This window comes from Kitasatospora sp. NBC_01300 (genome assembly GCF_041435235.1).
Taxonomy (GTDB): Bacteria; Actinomycetota; Actinomycetes; order Streptomycetales; family Streptomycetaceae; genus Kitasatospora.
Genome location: NZ_CP108409.1, coordinates 706,725 through 722,038 on the forward strand (window position 1 = coordinate 706,725; position 15,314 = coordinate 722,038).

The following is a 15,314-nucleotide window of genomic DNA, read 5'->3' on the forward strand; positions in this document are numbered from 1 at the left end:
GGTCACCGGATCACTCGGCCCGGCGGCGGCGCCGTCGCGCGACGACCACGGTGGCCGCGCCCAGCACCCCCACGAGGGCGGTCGCGATGACGGCGGGGACCATCGACCCGGCGTCGTGCGGGGCGTCGGCCACCGGGTTGGCGTCCACCACGCCGCCGGGCACGGCGGGGGTGGGCGTCGGCGCGTCCGCTGCCTCGACCGTCTGCGGGGTCGGCTGATCGCTCGGGGTGTCGGTCGGCGGCGCGGTGGACGGCTCGACCGGCACCGGTGTGGCGGGCTCGGGCGTCGACGCGGGCGCTCCGGGCGGGGTGATGCCGTCCTCGGGGGTGGCGGCGGCGCCGGGCCCCGGGGTGGTGGCGGGCATGGGCGGACGGGCTCCGCCCGCCGGGGGCTTGGCGGGGGCCGGGGCCCGGCCCGATCCGGTGCCACCGGCCGTGCCGGTGCCGCCGGTGCCGCCGCTGTTGCTGCCGGTTCCGCCTGTGTTTCCGGTGCCGCCGGTGCTGCCGGTGCTGCCGCTCGAACCGGTACCGGTGCCGCTGCCGCCGGCCGTGCCCGTGCCGCCCGTCGACCCTCCGCCGGAGCCGCCGGAATTGCCGGAGCCGCCGCCGGAGCCTCCCGTGGTGCCCTGGCCGGGGTCGGCGGGCTGCCCGCCGGGGCTGTCGTTGTGCGCGCGAACGCTGTCCGGCGAGAAGCCCGGCCGCCCCTCGGTGCCCTCGACGTTGGTGCCGCCGAAGATCCAGAGGTCGACGCTGCCGGGCTTCGGCTGGTAGCTCATCGCGCCGAGCTGGCTGTAGGACCACTCGTTCTGCCCCGGATCGGCGTGCCAGTACGACCAGTAGGCCGTGGCCGGGGGCGTCAGGACGCACTTCTCCTGGTCCGGCGCCGGGAATTGCTTGCCGCCCTGGAAGCCGCTGTAGCCGATCCGGCAGATGAACGCCGGACCGTCGTGGCCGGTCCCGGTGGTCTTCCAGCCGCCCTGGTTGAGCAGGGTGAAGCCGGTGGTCGGGGTGGTCCCGCAGGAACGCAGCAGCGGGCCGCCCCACTTGCTGAAGTCCACGGCGAGCACCACGCCGGAGGTGGTGGTGCACTGGTCGATCGGCAGCGGCGCCGCGGACGCCGGGGCGGTGCCCACGGCGACGCCGCCGAACGCGAGGGCGAAGGTCAGGGCCGCCGCCCCGGACAGCCGGCCGAGCCGGCCGCCGAGCCGACCACCGAGTCCCCGGCTCACCGGTGACGCCCCGGGGCGGCCGCGGTGCGGCGCCGGGCGACGAGGACGGCCGCTGCGCCGAGCGCCGTCAGCGCACCCGCGCCCGCCGTCAGCGCCAGGGCCTGGGTACCGGTGCCGGCCAGGCTGCCGGAACCGGTCTGCGCCGCCACACCACCGGCGGGGGCGACGGCGCCACCGCCATCGCCTCCGGCCGGAGCGTCGATGCCGCCGGCCGACCAGGTGGCCGAACCGTCGCCGGTCGAGGGAGCGGCGGTGTCCGAGGGCCCAGCCGTCGCGGGCGAGCCCGTCGGACTCGGCGTGCCCGTGGGCGCGTTGGTCGGCGTGTTCGTGGGCGCGTTGGTCGGCGTGTTCGTGGGCGTGCCTGCGGGCGTGCCGGTCGGGGTGCTGGTCGGCGTACCTGTGGGCGTGCCCGTGGGAGTACCGGTGGGCGTGCTCGTCGGCGTGCCCGTCGGGGTCGCCGTCCCGGTGCCCGTCGGGGTCGGCGTCGGCGTCGACGTTCCCCCGAGGTCCCGGAACAGCGTGCCGAAGGAGATCCCGGTGGCACCGCCGAGCACCTGCGTGGACGCGCGGACGTCCGAGCCCGGCTGCCCGGCGGAGGCCACGTTGAACCCGCCGTCGCCGTTCTGCTGGCCCGCCAGGAAGTCGCGCGCCTTGGCGATCTGGGCGCCGTACGTGGACTGGCGCAGCGTCATGCCCTGGACGGCGAGCGCGGCCGAGTTGGTCGAGTCGCCGGCCGCGCCCGGGAAGCCGCCGTCGGGCAGCTGCCGCGCGGCGAGCCAGCCGAGGCCCTTGTCCACCGCCCCCGCGGCCTCGTCGCCCGGTACGAGGGCGAGGGCCATGACGGCCATCGCCGTGCTGTCCACGTCGGAGTCGCCGGTGGCGGGGATCAGGCTCGGCCAGGAGCCGTCCTGGTGCTGGAGGCCCTTCAGGTAGGCGATCGCGGGAGCGGCGTTCGTCGAGTCCCCGGCCCGGAGCTGGGCCATGATGCCGAGCGCCTGGGAGAACACCGAGGTGGCGTAGGTGTAGTTGCCGGGCGCCGCGCAGCCGGTGCTCTGGTCGGCCTTGGTGCACACGAGGGCGGCCAGGGCGGCGATCAGGTCGTGGCCGCCGAAGGCGCGCGGGTTGCGGCCGACCGCCTCGGCGAGCAGCGCCTCCTTCCCGATCGAGCCGCCGCCCGCGTACTCGGTGCCGATGCCGGTCCAGTCGTTGACGGTGCGCTCGCCGGCGTCCTTGCCCGGCTGGTCCAGGAAGTCGACGATCCTGCGCAGCGCGGCGTCGTCGGTGCCGGTGGCCGCGAGGGCGTAGGCGCCGTCGATGGTGAGGCCGAAGTCGGCGAAGGCCGGGAAGCCCTCGTAGTAGCGGCCGTTGATCAGGCGGGACGGGTCGGTGAGGTAGGCGCTGCCCTTGGCGGCGTCGGGGGCCCTCCCGGCGGGCAGGGTCGGCGGCGTGCCGGCGGGCGTGGTGGGCGTCGTCGGGGTGGTGGCGGGCGTGGTGGCGGGCGTCGTCGGCGGCGTGCCGGCGTCCGGGTTGTGCCGGACGCTGGTGAGGTCGGTGCCGGTCAGGGCCAGGATCGCCTGCTCGGTGGCGGCCGGGTCCGGGTCGGTGGTCGACGCGTCGGGACCGAAGCCGCCGTCCGGGCCCTGCCGGGCGGCGAGCCAGGCCGTGGCGGCGGTTCGGCGGGTGTCCTGCCCGGTGGCCCTGAACGCCTGGGCCGCGCTCGCGGTGCTGATGGTGTCGCCGGGGGCGCCGAGGTACGGGAGGAGGGATCCGTCGGCCTGCTGTCCGGCCGCGAGCTGGTCCGAAGCCTTCTTCGCGGCCGTCTCGTACCCGGGGGCCGTACGCAGGGCGAGGACCGCGAGGCCGGTGGTGAGCGGGTCGGACTCGCAGTGCTCGCCGGCGACGATCATCGATCCGGCCACCCCGCCGTCGGCGCACTGGAGCGCCGTGAAGCGGGCGAGCGTCGGGGCGGGTGGCGTGACGCCGGCGCGCTGGAGGGCGATGACGCCGAGGGACTGGACCCACGGCGAGGCCGCGCCGAGGAAGTCCCCGGCCGCGGTGCACTTGCCGTTCTCCCCCGCCGCCGCGCAGACGTGGCCGGTGAGCGCGACGATCAGGTCCCGGCCGCCGAAGGCCCGGGGATCGCCACCGGTGCTCTCGGCGACGAGGGCCAGCAGTGCGGCGGCCCTCGCATCGGGTCGGCCGGCCGGACCGTCGGGATACAGGAAGGCGTCGGTGTGGGCGGCGAGGAAGGCGACCGTCCTGCGCAGCGCCGGGTCCTGCGTGCCGGCGGCGGCGAGGGCGATGGCGGTGAGGGCGGTCCGGGGGTAGTCCGGCCCCTCGACGGCCCAGTTCTCCATGTGGTCGCCGCCGACGAGCTGACGGGCCAGCCAGGCCGCGGCGGCCGCCGGGTCACCGGTGGCGGACGGCCCGGTCGGGGTCGGGGTCGGGGTCGACGTCGGGCTCGGGGTCGCCGAGGGCGACAGCGAGGCGGACGGCGAAGCCGACGAGCCGCCGCTCTTCGCCCTCACGGAGTCCGGAGTGAAGCCCGGTGCCCCGCTGGTGCCGCCGATGTCCGTGCCGCCGTACACCCAGGCCTCGACCTCGCCGGGTCTGGGCTTCTGCGTCCCGGCGCCGAACCGGCTGTAGGACCAGGCCTGTTGGCCGGGTTCGGCGATCCAGTACGACCAGTACGCGGTGGCCTGCGGGGTGTTGACGCAGGGTTCCTCGGCCGGCGTCGGGTACTGGGTACCGCTGTTGAAGGTCCCGGTTCCGAGGCGGCAGATGAAGGCGGGTCCGTCGTGCTCGGTTCCGGTGGTGGTGAAGCCGGCGGCGTGCAGCAGGTTCATCCCGGTCGTGGGGTGGGCGTCGCAGCCCCGGACGACGCCGCCGCCCCAGTGGGTGAAGTCGACGGCGACGATCGCGCCCGACGTCGCCGTGCACTGCTCGATCGGGTCGGCGGCCGCGGTGCCGGGGCGCCCGAACAGGACGCTTCCGCAGGCGGCGACCGCGACAGCACCGGCGACCACCAAGGAGGCGAGGTCCCGGTTCCTGTGACGTGTGCGACTGCTGCTGACCCTCACGACGACTCCCTGGTCGGTCGACGCAGGACGCAACGGCGCAGCCGACGGCCCCCTGGGCAGGGGCCGTCCGGACCGCGTCGTAGTCCGCGACGACGCAAGTGCTCTGTGAACAGGCCCCCGATCCAGGCATTCCGGCTCACCCACCACAGGTGGGTCCACGGTTGCGGGTCAGCGCCGGAGTTGGACCGGCTTCCCCTGAATGCCGAGGGCAAAAAATCGGTTCATCAGACCACGCCGTTCGAACGGGAGTCAACGGGGCGTCATATCGATTACGTCACCTCGTGGGCCGGTGCGCCGTGCGGTAGCGTCCGCGGTGGCCGAGCGGGGGAACCCGGTGCGAATCCGGGGCTGACGCGCAGCGGTGTGGGGTGGCGATCGCGCCGCCCTGAGCCCGAATGCCCACCCGGCCACGCACCATGGCGAAAGCCGGCCCACGCGATCCGGGCGGCGACCGCTCCGGCAGTCGCGCGCCCTCCAACGGACGCCGGAGCTCCGGGGCAGGGTCGGCGCCCGCCACCCCAAGGAGCCTGTCCCGTGTCCCTCCTCGCCCCCTCGCGGACCACCCCCTCGCGGACCACCCCTGCCCGCGCCGCCTCCGCCGCCACCGTCGCCCTGACGGCCGGCGCGCTCCTGCTCTCCGCCGTCCCCGCCCACGCGACGGCCAGCCCGACCCAGATAGCCACCTCGAAGAGCACCGGCGTCACCTACCTGAAGTCGCTCCAGGCCGCCGACGGCAGCTACGTCACCGGTGGCGGGCTCTCCAACGAGTGGGCGTTCAGCGCACTCGCGGCCGCCGGCACGGCCGCCACGGACGTCACCCCCGGCGGCGACCCCACCAAGAACGCCCGCCTGGTGTACCGCGGCCAACTCGCCGCCCCGGGCTGGCCGAGCGCCTCGCCGGTCGTCACGGACTACGAGCGCGGCATCCTCAACGCCTACGCCGCCGGCATCGACCCCGCCCGGGTCGGCCCGGGCCGCAACCTCGTCGCCGACCTCGCCGCCTACTGGCAGACCGCCGAACCCGGCTACTACGGCCCCTCCGCCAACTTCAACGGCACCGTCTTCGGCCTCCTCGCCCTCGCGGGTGCGAGGACCCAGGCCGGCGGTCCTCGCGTCCCGCAGCCGCTGCTCGACGCCTCCGTCACGGCGGTGCGCGCCAACCAGCACAACGACGGCGGCTGGAACTTCAGCAAGGCCGCGGGCGACCCGAACGCCCTCGCCCAGGGCAGCGACATCGACATGACCGGCGCCGCCATGGCCTCGCTCTGCACCGGGGGCGTCCCCGCCACCGACCCGGCGATCGTCGCCGCCAAGAACTTCCTCAAGGGCAAGCTCACGGCCTCCGGCGCCTTCAGCGCCATGTTCGGCGTCAACACCGACTCCAACGGCTGGGCCGTCTCCGGCCTCAACGCCTGCGGCGTCAACCCCCAGGGCGCCGACTTCACCAGCGGCACCGGCAAGAGCCCCGTCGACTTCCTGATCGCCCAGCAGTTCAAGCCCGGCGGCGGCTTCAAGTACCTGCCCACCGACACCACCCCCTCCCCCTACGCCTCCGTCGACGGCCTGCGCGCCGTCGCCGGCGCCGGCTTCACCGCCACCCCGCCGACCCCGACCACCGCCGGCGAGCCCGCCTGGGCCGCCACCAGCGCCTTCGTCCCCGGCACCGCCGCCAAGCTCGCGCTGGTCATCGACGACGGCACCGGCGCGCCCAAGGTCTGCGCCGTCACCCTCACCCCGACCGCCACCACCGCGACCCTCGGCGACGTCCTCGACGCCGCCGGATCCGCGACCCCCGCCGGCTGCGTCACCGCCGTCACCCCGTCCTCCGGCACCGGCACCGTCACCGCGATCAACGGCACCACCAACAGCGGCTCCGCCACCTGGCAGGTCAGCCTGGACGGCACCACCGCCACCACCGCCACCCGGGCCACCACCGTCCACCTCGGCGACACCGTCTCGCTCCGCTACGGCAACTGATCCGGGGTCCTGCTCGAACACCCCGTCCCGAGCGGCGTCCGCACCGTCCGAAGCCTGAAGCGCCGGTGCCCCGGCCCCCCTTCCGGAGGGGCCGGGGCACCGGGGGGGTCGCCGGAGGTCAGGGCGCGGTGACGCCCGGCTGGGCGCCGGCGCCGAAGGACCAACCCTCGACGTCGCCGGGTGCCGGGTTGTAGCTGCCCGCGCCGAGGTTGCTGTACGACCAGGGGCCGCCGTGCTGGGCGTGCCAGTACGACCAGTAGGCGCTGCCGGTGGGGTTGGTGCAGGTCGTCGGCAGGGCGTTGATGGTGCAGACGAAGCCCGGGTAGCGCGGGTGGAAGGTGTACGCGAACCCGGCGCCGGTCAGCGCGGCCAGGCCGCTGGCCGGGTCGCCGGGTGCGCAGCCGGTCTGGATGCCGCCGCCGACGGCGGTGAAGTCGACCACGACGGTGACGCCGGTGGTGCCGTCGCAGGCGGCGGCCTGCGCCTTCGGGGCCTGGACGGCGGAGACGCCGAGCAGGCCGGCGGTGAGGGCAGCGGCGGCGGCGATCGAGCCGAGGGTGCGGCGGGCCGGGCGCGCGGGCGCCGGGGTGTCGGTCATCGGAGCTCTCCTCGCGGGGTCAGCGGGTGGTCAGCGGGTGGTCGCCGGGCAGGCCGGCACGGGCGCGTCCGGGCGGGCACCGGCGGCGGAGAGGGTGGCCAACGGGGTGCCGGCCAGGCCGAGGACGGCCTGCGCGGTGGCCCGGGCGCCGGTGCCCGCGTTGAAGCCGGTCGCGTCGTAGGCGACCGCCCCGCGCACCGCCGGGTCGGTGGCGCAGCCCTGCTGGAGCTTGACCAGGCTGCTCCAGCCCTTGAGGCCGGCCACGAAGCGTCCGCCGGCCAGCAGCGCCTGCGTGGCGAGGCCGGTGGTGTTGGCGTTGGACGCGGCGGCCCCGGCGGCCGAGAAGCCGCCGTCGGCGTTCTGGTGGGCGGTCAGCCAGCCGAGCCCGGCGTCGGCCTTGGCGGTGCGGCCGGTGGCGGCGAGGGCCTGGGCGGCGAGCGCGGTGGCGTCCGGGTCGCTGGTGCAGGCGGCCTGGCCGAAGGAGACCGGGTAACCGCCGTCCGCGCACTGGCTGTTGGCGAGGAAGTCGACGGCTGCGGCCGGGGCGCCACCGGTCGTGCGGTGCAGGGCGATCAGGGCCAGGGACTGGCCGAAGGCGTTGCTGTAGTCGCCCCACTGCGAGCGGTCGGAGAACCGGCCCTCGGCGGTCTGGAGCGAGCGCAGCCGGGCCGGCAGGTCGACGCCGCCGAAGGCCGTCGGGTTCCCGCCGCGCACCTCCACGGCGAGCAGCAGCTTGGCGGTCGCCCCGGCGTAGGCCTCGGTGGTGCCGTCGCCGAGGTAGCCGCTGATGATCTCGGGCTTGGCCAGCCAGGCGGTGGCCTTCGCGGCGGCCTGGTCGGAGCTGCGCGAGGCGGCGAAGGCCAGTACGGCGTCGATGGTCAGGCCCTGGTCGGGGTAGGCCGTCCCGTTGAAGACGGACTCGAAGTGGTCGCCGTCGACGAGCTGACGGGCGAGCCAGCCGCCTGCGGCCGCGTCGGGGCGGATCGTCGAGGACGAGGTCGCGGCGGCAGGCGCGGCGTGGGCGGCAGCGGCCGCCGGGAGGACGGTGGCGAGGGCGAGCGCGGGTATCGCGAGGAGGCGCAGGGGGCGTCGGAACGAGGACACGGTGGGCCTTTCCGGGCCCGCACGCAGGGGCCCGGAGGACGGCGGCGACAAGCCGGGCAGCCCTCGGAGCTCCGGCCCGCAGACCACGACGGGAGGAGGGGACGACACACCTCCGCCGCCGGGTACTCGGGCTCGCCACCGACGTGGAGTCGGCGGCCTACCGTTGCGGGTCAGCGCCGGATTCGGACCGGACTTCCCCCAGCGGCGGAGTCACAACATGACGGCCCATCATGGCGATACGGAAAAGATCCGGTCAAGGGTTCGTGCGTCACATCACGGTGGTCCGCACCCGGCTTCGCGACGCGCTCCTCCCGACCGAGACACCGTCAGTGCACCCGGCCCGCTTGGGACTCCTGGAATTCCACCACGGCCGCGCCGTACTCGTGAGCCCACTGAGTCAGCACGGCGATCGGCTTCACCAGCGTCCGGCCCAGGTCCGTCAGCGCGTACTCGACCTTCCCGGTCCCGGCGTGGCGGTCGATCAGGCCGTACCCCTGCAACCGGCGCAGCGTCTGGGTCAGCACCTTCCGCGAGATTCCGCCGATCAGGTCGACCAGCTGGCCGTGTCTGCACGGTTCCCGGCTCAACGCGAACAGCACGGCCACCGCCCACTTGTCGGCGATGATCTCGATCGCCAGCCGAGCCGGGCAGTCGGCGAGGAAGACACTGCCGGAGTACTCATGCATGACCCGACGGTAGCCCGCCGCCAGGAACCCGGAGGTACCTACCGCCTCACTAGCGTCCACTGCGGAAGCCATCGAGCCATCGAGCCATCGATCAGGGGAGCAGGGGAACCGCATGAGGGCAGAGACCGAATGGCCGGGCGGACGGAAGGTCGTCGCGCTGGTCACCGTCGCACTGGAGCTGTGGTCACCAGGGCACTGGCCCGCCTACGCGCCGATGGCCGCGGCGTGGCCGCTGTCCGGCATCGACGACACGCACAGCACCTCCTGGGCGGACTACGGCGTCACCACCGGCATCCGGCGGCTGCTCGACGTCCTGGGTGACCTACCCGCCACCGTCGGCGTCAGTGGACTGGTGGCCGAGCGGCACCCCGAGACCGTCGAGGCCGTGCACGAGGCGGGTCACGAGATCGCCGCACACTCCTGGGCCCAGGACGTGGTGCCCGCGCTGCTCGACGTCGATACCGAGCGGGCCAACGTCCGTCGCTGCACCGAAATCCTTCACCGGGTCACCGGTGTTCGCCCGACGGGGTGGATGAGCCCGCGCGCCACCGGTTCGCGGCACACGGTCGACCTGCTCGCCGAGGCCGGCTACCGCTGGACCGGCGACCACGGCGACCACGACCTCCCGCAGGTCCTGTCCACCGTTCACGGTCCTCTGGTCTCCCTCATGCACAGCGACCACTCCGACGTCCGCGACGCCGCGGCCGGCCCGTACGCCTACCGCGACCTTCACCGTGAGCTGCTGAACCAGCTGCTCGCCGCCCCCGGCCCGGGCGTCTTCCACCTGACCATCCACGCCCACGTCGGAGGCCGACCGCTCCTCGCGGGCATGGTCGGCCAGATCCTCGACCACATCCGCGAGTCCGGCGACGTCTGGGTCGCCACCCACGCCCAGCTGGCCGAACACGTCCTGACACGCCAGGGAGGAACGCCATGACCCACGTCCTCGTCATCGGCGGCACCGGGGCCATGGGCAGCCATGTGGTCCGCCGCCTGCTGGCCGCCACCGACGCCACCGTCACCGTCCCCACCCGCCACCCGGAGTCCGCCCGCGCCACCGGACTCGCCGTCACCGCGCCCGACCGCGTGCGACTGGTCCGCTCCGACCCGGCGGCGCTCGAGGTCCTGATCGGGCAGGCGAACCACGTGTTCGCCAACACCGACTTCTTCGCGACGGGCAGCGCGGTGGGTGAGTACCGGCAGGGGCTGCACTTGCTGGCCGCCGCCGAGCGGGCCGGCGTGGAGCGCTTCATCTGGTCCTCGTTGGACAGCGCGGTGTCCCTGACCGGCCACCCCGTCCCGCATTTCGACAGCAAGGCCGCCGTCGCCGCCCACATCGGCCTGATGCGGTCGGAGGAGATGCTCCGCAAGGAGACCGACGGCTGGTACACGGACCACGTCTCGGTGCTGACCACGGCGCCGTACTTCGAGAACCTGCGGGACCGGCTCTCCCCCCGGCCGGACGGCAGGGGCGGCCTGGTCTTCAGGCTCCCCCTCGGTGCCGCCCACTACCCGCTCGTCGCCCTCGACGACATCGCCTGGTTCGTCTGCCACATGTTCGACAACTGGCAGTCCTGGGGCGCCCGCGACCTCGCGGTGATCGGCGACAGCCTCACCGGCGACGAGATCGCCGCCACCTTCGCCCAGGTCACGGGCACCCCCAGCACCTACGTCCCGATGCCGCACGACGACCTGCGCACCGCCGCCCCCGGCTTAAGCCACGACTACGCGGCGATGTTCCGGTTCTTCGCCGACCGTGACCTCTACGCCCGAGACCGGGACATCGACCTCCTGCGCCGCCTGCACCCCGACGTGATGACCTTCGAGGACTGGCTGCACCACACCGGATGGACGGGATGACCAGGAGGACCTGCCCGGTGCGCCATCCCTGCCGGCGTGATCAGGGTGTCCTGGACGGCAGAATTCCTCCCATGCGGAACACGCGGAACATGCGCAACATGCGGAGCATTCTCGTCATCGGCATCGGCGCGGGCGACCCCGACCACCTCACTCTGCAGGCGGTCAAGGCACTCGCCCGCACGGATGTCTTCTTCATCCTCGGCAAGAACGAGGAACGGCAGGACCTGATCCAGCTACGGCACCGGATGCTGACCGAGCACGGGCGGCCCGGGCACCGCGTGGTGGAGGTGCCGGACGCGGAGCGGGACCGGACCACCCCCGCGTACGCCGCCGCCGTGGACGACTGGCGCGTCCGCCGCTCCGATCTGGTCGAGCGGTTGACCGTCGAGCACCTCGGTGAGGGCGAGACGGGCGCGTTCCTGGTGTGGGGGGATCCGAGCCTCTACGACAGCGTCATCGCCGTGGTGGAGGACGTACGGGCCCGCGGCGCCGTCGCATTCGACTACGAGGTGATCCCGGGCATCAGCAGCGTCTCCGCACTCGCCGCCCGCCACCGCACCACGCTGACCCGGGTGGGCCGCCCCGTGCAGATCACCACCGGCCGCCGGCTGGCCGAGGGCTTCCCCGAGGGTGTGGACGACGTCGTGGTGATGCTCGACGGCCGGGCCGCCTTCGCCGGGATCGACCCCGAGGGGCTGGAGATCCACTACGGCGCCTACCTCGGCACCCCCGACGAGATCCTCGTCGCCGGCCCGCTCGCCGACGTCGCCCCGCGGATCCGCGAGCTGCGCGAGTCGGCCCGCGAGCGCAAGGGCTGGATCATGGACACCTACCTGCTGCGACGCTCCGGGAGCTGACCGGCGTGCGCCGCCCCGGACGAGGGGCGGCGCACCGGGCGGGCTGTCAGCGGTTGCGGAACTCCGGCGGGCGCTTCTCGGCGAACGCCGCCATGCCCTCCTTCTGGTCCGCCGTCGCGAACGTGGCGTGGAACAGGCGCCGTTCGAAACGCACGCCCTCGGCGAGCGTGGTCTCGTACGAGCGGTTGACGCTCTCCTTGAGCATGACCGCCGCCGGGGTGGACATCGCCGCGATCGTCTCGGCCACCGTCAGGGCCTCGGCCGGCAGTTGGTCGGCCGGGACGATGCGGGAGACCAGGCCGGCCCGCTCGGCCTCCTCGGCGCCCATCATCCGGCCGGTCAGGCACAGTTCCATCGCCTTCGCCTTGCCGACCGCCCGGGTCAGCCGCTGCGAGCCGCCGATGCCCGGGATCACGCCGAGCTTGATCTCCGGCTGCCCGAACTTCGCGGTGTCCGCCGCCAGGAGGATGTCGCACAGCATCGCCAGCTCGCAGCCGCCGCCCAGCGCGTAGCCCGCCACCGCCGCGACCACGGGCTTGCGCAGCGCGGCGAAGCGGTCCCAGGCGGCGAACCAGTCGCCGAGGTAGGCGTCGACGAAGTCGAGCGACTGCATCTCCTTGATGTCGGCGCCGGCCGCGAAGGCCTTCTCCGAGCCGGTGATCACCAGCGCGCCGATCTCCTGATCCCGGTCGAACTCGGTTGCCGCCTGCACGACTTCGTTCATCAGCAGGGTGTTGAGCGCGTTGAGCGCCTTGGGCCGGTCGAGCGTGATCAGCCCCACCCGGCCCTTGCGCTCGACCAGGATCGTCTCGTAGCCGGTCACTTGCCGTCCTCCCTCAGGGTGGTGATGATCGCCGAGAAGTCCAGGCCGGCGCCGCCGTCGGCCTGCGCGAAGTCCGCGTACAGCTGTGCCGCCCTGCGTCCGAGGTCCGTGGGCAGGCCGGCGGCGTCGGCGGCCCCGGCGGCGAGGCCGAGATCCTTGGCCATCAGGGCGGCGGCGAACCCGGCCGCGTAGTCGCGGTTGGCCGGGCTGGTGGGCACCGGCCCGGGGACGGGGCAGTTGGTGGTGAGCGCCCAACACTGGCCGGAGGCGGTCGAGGCGACGTCGTAGAGGGCCTGGTGGCTGAGCCCGAGGCTCTCCCCGAGCACGAAGGCCTCGCTGACCGCGATCATCGAGATGCCCAGGATCATGTTGTTGCAGATCTTCGCGGCCTGCCCCGCTCCGGGGGATCCGCAGTGCACGACCTTGCGGCCCATCGCCTCCAGCACCGGTCGGGCCGCCTCGAAGTCCGGCTCGGCGGCTCCGACCATGAAGGTGAGGCTGGCGGCCGTGGCACCGATGACCCCGCCGGAGACCGGCGCGTCCACCGCCCGGTGCCCGGCGTCCACGGCCAGGCCGTGCGCCGCCCGGGCGTCCGCGACGTCGATCGTGGAGCAGTCGACGAAGAGCGTTCCCGGGCGGGCGGCGGGGAGCAGGTCGGCGTAGGCGGCCAGCACGTGCCGGCCGGCCGGCAGCATGCTGATGACGACGTCGGCCTCCCGCACCGCCTCGGCCGCGGACCGCGCCGGACGGACGCCGCCCTGCTCCGCCCGCCGCAGCGCCTCGGGTGCCAGGTCGTAGCCGGTCACGGTGTGCCCGGCCTCGGCGAGGTTGGCGGCCATCGGGCCGCCCATGTTGCCGAGTCCGACGAATCCGATGCGGTGGGTCACCAGCGCTCCAGGGGTGTGGTGGGGGCCAGGCCGAGTTCCCGGTCGCCGAGCGGGGCGAAGTAGCGGGCCACCGCGGCGGGCCCGACGGCGCTCAGCGTCGACGGGTTCCACCGCGGGGAGCGGTCCTTGTCGATGACCTGGGCGCGGATCCCCTCGGCCAGGTCCGGCGTGGCGAGCGCCGCGCAGGAGGTCCGGTACTCCTGGTCCAGGACGGCCTCCAGCGGGCCGAGGGAGCGGGCCCGGCGCAGCGCCGCCAGGGTGGCCTTCACGGCGGCCGGCGAGTTGGCGGCGATCCGGTCCGCGGCCTTCTTGGCCTCCGGTTCGCCGCTGTCCCGCAGGCGGTCGAGGATCTCCTCCACGGTGTCGGCCCCGTAGCAGTGGTCGATCCAGGGCCGCCGGCCGTCCAGCACGCCGGCCGGTACGGGCCCGACGTTCCGTTCGAGGGCGTCGTGCACGGGGAGTTCGGCCAGGTCGTCCAGCAGCGCGGGCAGCCGCTCGGCCGGGGCGAAGTGGTCGGCGAGGCCGCAGAGCAGCGCGTCACCGGCGTCGACGGAACCGGCGGTCAGGGCCAGGTGGGTGCCCAACTCGCCGGGCGCGAGGGCGAGCAGGTAGGTGCCGCCGACGTCGGGGACGAAGCCGATGCCGGCCTCGGGCATGGCGACGCGCGTGGTCTCGGTGACGATCCGGACGCTGCCGTGGGCGGAGACCCCGACGCCGCCGCCCATCACGATGCCGCTCATGAGCGCGACGTAGGGCTTGGGGTAGCGGGCGATGCGGGCGTTGAGGCGGTACTCGTCGCGCCAGAACTCCTCCACCGCGCCCGGGTCCGCGCCGGTGGCGGCGCGGTGGATGGCGACGATGTCGCCGCCGGCGCAGAAGGCCCGCTCACCGGCGCCGGTGATGACCACGGTGTGGACCCGCTCGTCCTCCTCCCACGCGTCCAGGGCGTCGGAGATCCTCCGCACCATGGCGTGGGTGAGGGCGTTCAGGGCCGCGGGGCGGTTGAGGACGATCAGGCCGGCCCGGCCCTCGCGGTGGACCAGGACCTCGTCGAGGTCGTTCCCGGCCATCACGCGGCCCCGGTCAGGCCGCGGGCGACGATGACGCGCATGATCTCGTTGGTTCCTTCCAGGATCTGGTGCACCCGCAGGTCGCGGACGATCTTCTCGATGCCGTACTCGGCCAGATAGCCGTAGCCGCCGTGCAGTTGGAGCGCCTGGTTGGCCACCTCGAAGCCGGTGTCGGTGGCGTGCCGCTTGGCCATCGCGCACAGCTGCGGCGCCTTCGGGTCCCCCCGGTCCAGGGCCGAGGCGGCCCGCCAGAGCAGCGACCTGGCCGCCTCCAGCTCGGTGGCCATGTCGGCGAGCCGGAACTGCAGCGCCTGGGCGTGCAGCAGCCGGGCGCCGAACGCCTCGCGGTCCGCCAGGTAGCCGGTGGCCCGCTCCAGGGCCTCCTGCGCTCCGCCGAGGGAGCAGGCGGCGATGCCGAGCCGGCCGCCGTTCAGCCCGTTCATGGCGATCCGGAAGCCCTCGCCCTCGGCTCCGAGGAGGCGGTCGGCCGGGAGCCGGACGCCGTCCAGCCGCACCTGGCGGGTGGGCTGGGCGTTCCAGCCCATCTTCTTCTCGTCGGGCCCGAACGAGACGCCGGGGTCGTCGCGTTCGACGACGAACGCGGACACCCCGCCGGCCCCCGGCCCGCCGGTGCGGGCCATCACCAGGTAGACCTGGGAGACGCCGGCGCCCGAGATGAACTGCTTGACGCCGTCGAGGACCCAGTGGTCCCCGTCCCGGCGGGCACGGGTGGTCAGCGCCGCCGCGTCCGAGCCCGCGCCGGGCTCGGTGAGGCAGTAGCTGGCGGGGGTCGCCATGGCGCTGAGGCCCGGCAGCCACCGGGCGCGCTGGGCGTCGCCGCCGTAGCGGTCGATCATCCAGGCGACCATGTTGTGGATGGACAGGTAGGCGGCGATGGACGGGCAGCCGGTGGCCAGCGCCTCGAACACGAGCACGCCGTCGGCGCGGCTGAGTCCGGAGCCGCCGGACTCCTCGCGGACGTAGACACCGGCCAGGCCGACGTCCGCCGCCTTGCGCAGCACGTCCACCGGGAAGTGCTTGGCCTGGTCCCACGCGACCGCGTTCGGCGCCAGGTGTTCGCGGGCGAAGGCCCGGGTGGTCGCCGCGATGGCGAGCTGGTCCTCTGTGAGGTCGTGCACGGCGT

At 74.4% G+C, this 15,314-nt stretch carries 13 protein-coding genes and 3 riboswitches; of the genes, 4 read left to right on the forward strand and 9 right to left on the reverse strand.

Features of this window, described 5'->3' with window-relative positions:
- Nucleotides 1–10 precede the first annotated feature (10 nt).
- Complete coding sequence (locus tag OG556_RS36755) at nucleotides 11–1,228, reverse strand: hypothetical protein (RefSeq protein ID WP_371523102.1); 1,218 nt, start codon at nucleotides 1,226–1,228, stop codon at nucleotides 11–13.
- Nucleotides 1,225–4,308, reverse strand: a complete 3,084-nt coding sequence (locus OG556_RS36760) for a prenyltransferase/squalene oxidase repeat-containing protein (protein WP_331744205.1) — start codon at nucleotides 4,306–4,308, stop codon at nucleotides 1,225–1,227. Before OG556_RS36760 ends, OG556_RS36755 begins: the two co-directional genes overlap by 4 nt.
- Nucleotides 4,309–4,411: 103 nt before the next feature.
- Nucleotides 4,412–4,542, reverse strand: a riboswitch (cobalamin riboswitch).
- A 90-nt stretch (nucleotides 4,543–4,632) separates the two neighbouring features.
- Nucleotides 4,633–4,709: riboswitch (cobalamin riboswitch) on the forward strand.
- A 211-nt stretch (nucleotides 4,710–4,920) separates the two neighbouring features.
- Between OG556_RS36760 and OG556_RS36765 the strand changes: the two genes are divergently transcribed.
- The gene (locus OG556_RS36765) at nucleotides 4,921–6,285 is read left to right on the forward strand and encodes a hypothetical protein (RefSeq protein WP_331745417.1); all 1,365 of its coding nucleotides are present in this window, start codon (nucleotides 4,921–4,923) and stop codon (nucleotides 6,283–6,285) included.
- A gap of 118 nt (nucleotides 6,286–6,403) precedes the next feature.
- Here OG556_RS36765 and OG556_RS36770 read toward each other — a convergent pair whose 3' ends face one another.
- The 3 genes from OG556_RS36770 to OG556_RS36780 form a co-directional block, all read right to left on the reverse strand.
- Nucleotides 6,404–6,883 carry a flagellar hook-length control protein FliK gene (locus OG556_RS36770; protein WP_331744207.1) on the reverse strand — a complete coding sequence of 160 codons (480 nt, stop codon included), beginning with the start codon at nucleotides 6,881–6,883 and terminating at the stop codon, nucleotides 6,404–6,406.
- Between the two features lie 30 nt (nucleotides 6,884–6,913).
- Nucleotides 6,914–7,987 (reverse strand): peptidase, encoded by a 1,074-nt coding sequence (locus tag OG556_RS36775; protein WP_331744209.1) that lies wholly within the window; start codon nucleotides 7,985–7,987, stop codon nucleotides 6,914–6,916.
- Between the two features lie 99 nt (nucleotides 7,988–8,086).
- Nucleotides 8,087–8,208, reverse strand: a riboswitch (cobalamin riboswitch).
- 105 nt (nucleotides 8,209–8,313) lie between these two features.
- Complete coding sequence (locus OG556_RS36780; protein ID WP_331744211.1) at nucleotides 8,314–8,673, reverse strand: helix-turn-helix domain-containing protein; 360 nt, start codon at nucleotides 8,671–8,673, stop codon at nucleotides 8,314–8,316.
- A gap of 112 nt (nucleotides 8,674–8,785) precedes the next feature.
- Here OG556_RS36780 and OG556_RS36785 point away from each other — a divergent pair, with 112 nt between their 5' ends.
- The 3 genes from OG556_RS36785 to cobF all read left to right on the forward strand — a co-directional run bounded on the left by OG556_RS36785 (nucleotide 8,786) and on the right by cobF (nucleotide 11,390).
- Complete coding sequence (locus tag OG556_RS36785; RefSeq protein ID WP_331744214.1) at nucleotides 8,786–9,610, forward strand: polysaccharide deacetylase family protein; 825 nt, start codon at nucleotides 8,786–8,788, stop codon at nucleotides 9,608–9,610.
- Nucleotides 9,607–10,533, forward strand: a complete 927-nt coding sequence (locus OG556_RS36790) for an NmrA family NAD(P)-binding protein (RefSeq protein ID WP_331744217.1) — start codon at nucleotides 9,607–9,609, stop codon at nucleotides 10,531–10,533. The genes OG556_RS36785 and OG556_RS36790 overlap by 4 nt, the downstream gene beginning before the upstream one ends.
- A gap of 98 nt (nucleotides 10,534–10,631) precedes the next feature.
- Complete coding sequence (gene cobF / locus OG556_RS36795; protein ID WP_331745419.1) at nucleotides 10,632–11,390, forward strand: precorrin-6A synthase (deacetylating); 759 nt, start codon at nucleotides 10,632–10,634, stop codon at nucleotides 11,388–11,390.
- Between the two features lie 46 nt (nucleotides 11,391–11,436).
- Here the strand turns inward: cobF and OG556_RS36800 are convergent, their stop codons facing one another.
- Genes OG556_RS36800 through OG556_RS36815 form a run of 4 tightly spaced genes read right to left on the reverse strand, consistent with a single transcriptional unit; the run spans nucleotide 11,437 to nucleotide 15,309 of the window.
- Nucleotides 11,437–12,213 carry an enoyl-CoA hydratase gene (locus OG556_RS36800; protein WP_331744221.1) on the reverse strand — a complete coding sequence of 259 codons (777 nt, stop codon included), beginning with the start codon at nucleotides 12,211–12,213 and terminating at the stop codon, nucleotides 11,437–11,439.
- Nucleotides 12,210–13,100 (reverse strand): 3-hydroxyisobutyrate dehydrogenase, encoded by an 891-nt coding sequence (gene mmsB / locus OG556_RS36805; RefSeq protein WP_331744224.1) that lies wholly within the window; start codon nucleotides 13,098–13,100, stop codon nucleotides 12,210–12,212. The genes OG556_RS36800 and mmsB overlap by 4 nt, the downstream gene beginning before the upstream one ends.
- Nucleotides 13,097–14,170 carry an enoyl-CoA hydratase/isomerase family protein gene (locus OG556_RS36810; protein ID WP_331744227.1) on the reverse strand — a complete coding sequence of 358 codons (1,074 nt, stop codon included), beginning with the start codon at nucleotides 14,168–14,170 and terminating at the stop codon, nucleotides 13,097–13,099. Before OG556_RS36810 ends, mmsB begins: the two co-directional genes overlap by 4 nt.
- The gene (locus OG556_RS36815; protein ID WP_331744230.1) at nucleotides 14,170–15,309 is read right to left on the reverse strand and encodes an acyl-CoA dehydrogenase family protein; all 1,140 of its coding nucleotides are present in this window, start codon (nucleotides 15,307–15,309) and stop codon (nucleotides 14,170–14,172) included. The genes OG556_RS36810 and OG556_RS36815 overlap by 1 nt, the downstream gene beginning before the upstream one ends.
- Nucleotides 15,310–15,314 lie beyond the last annotated feature (5 nt).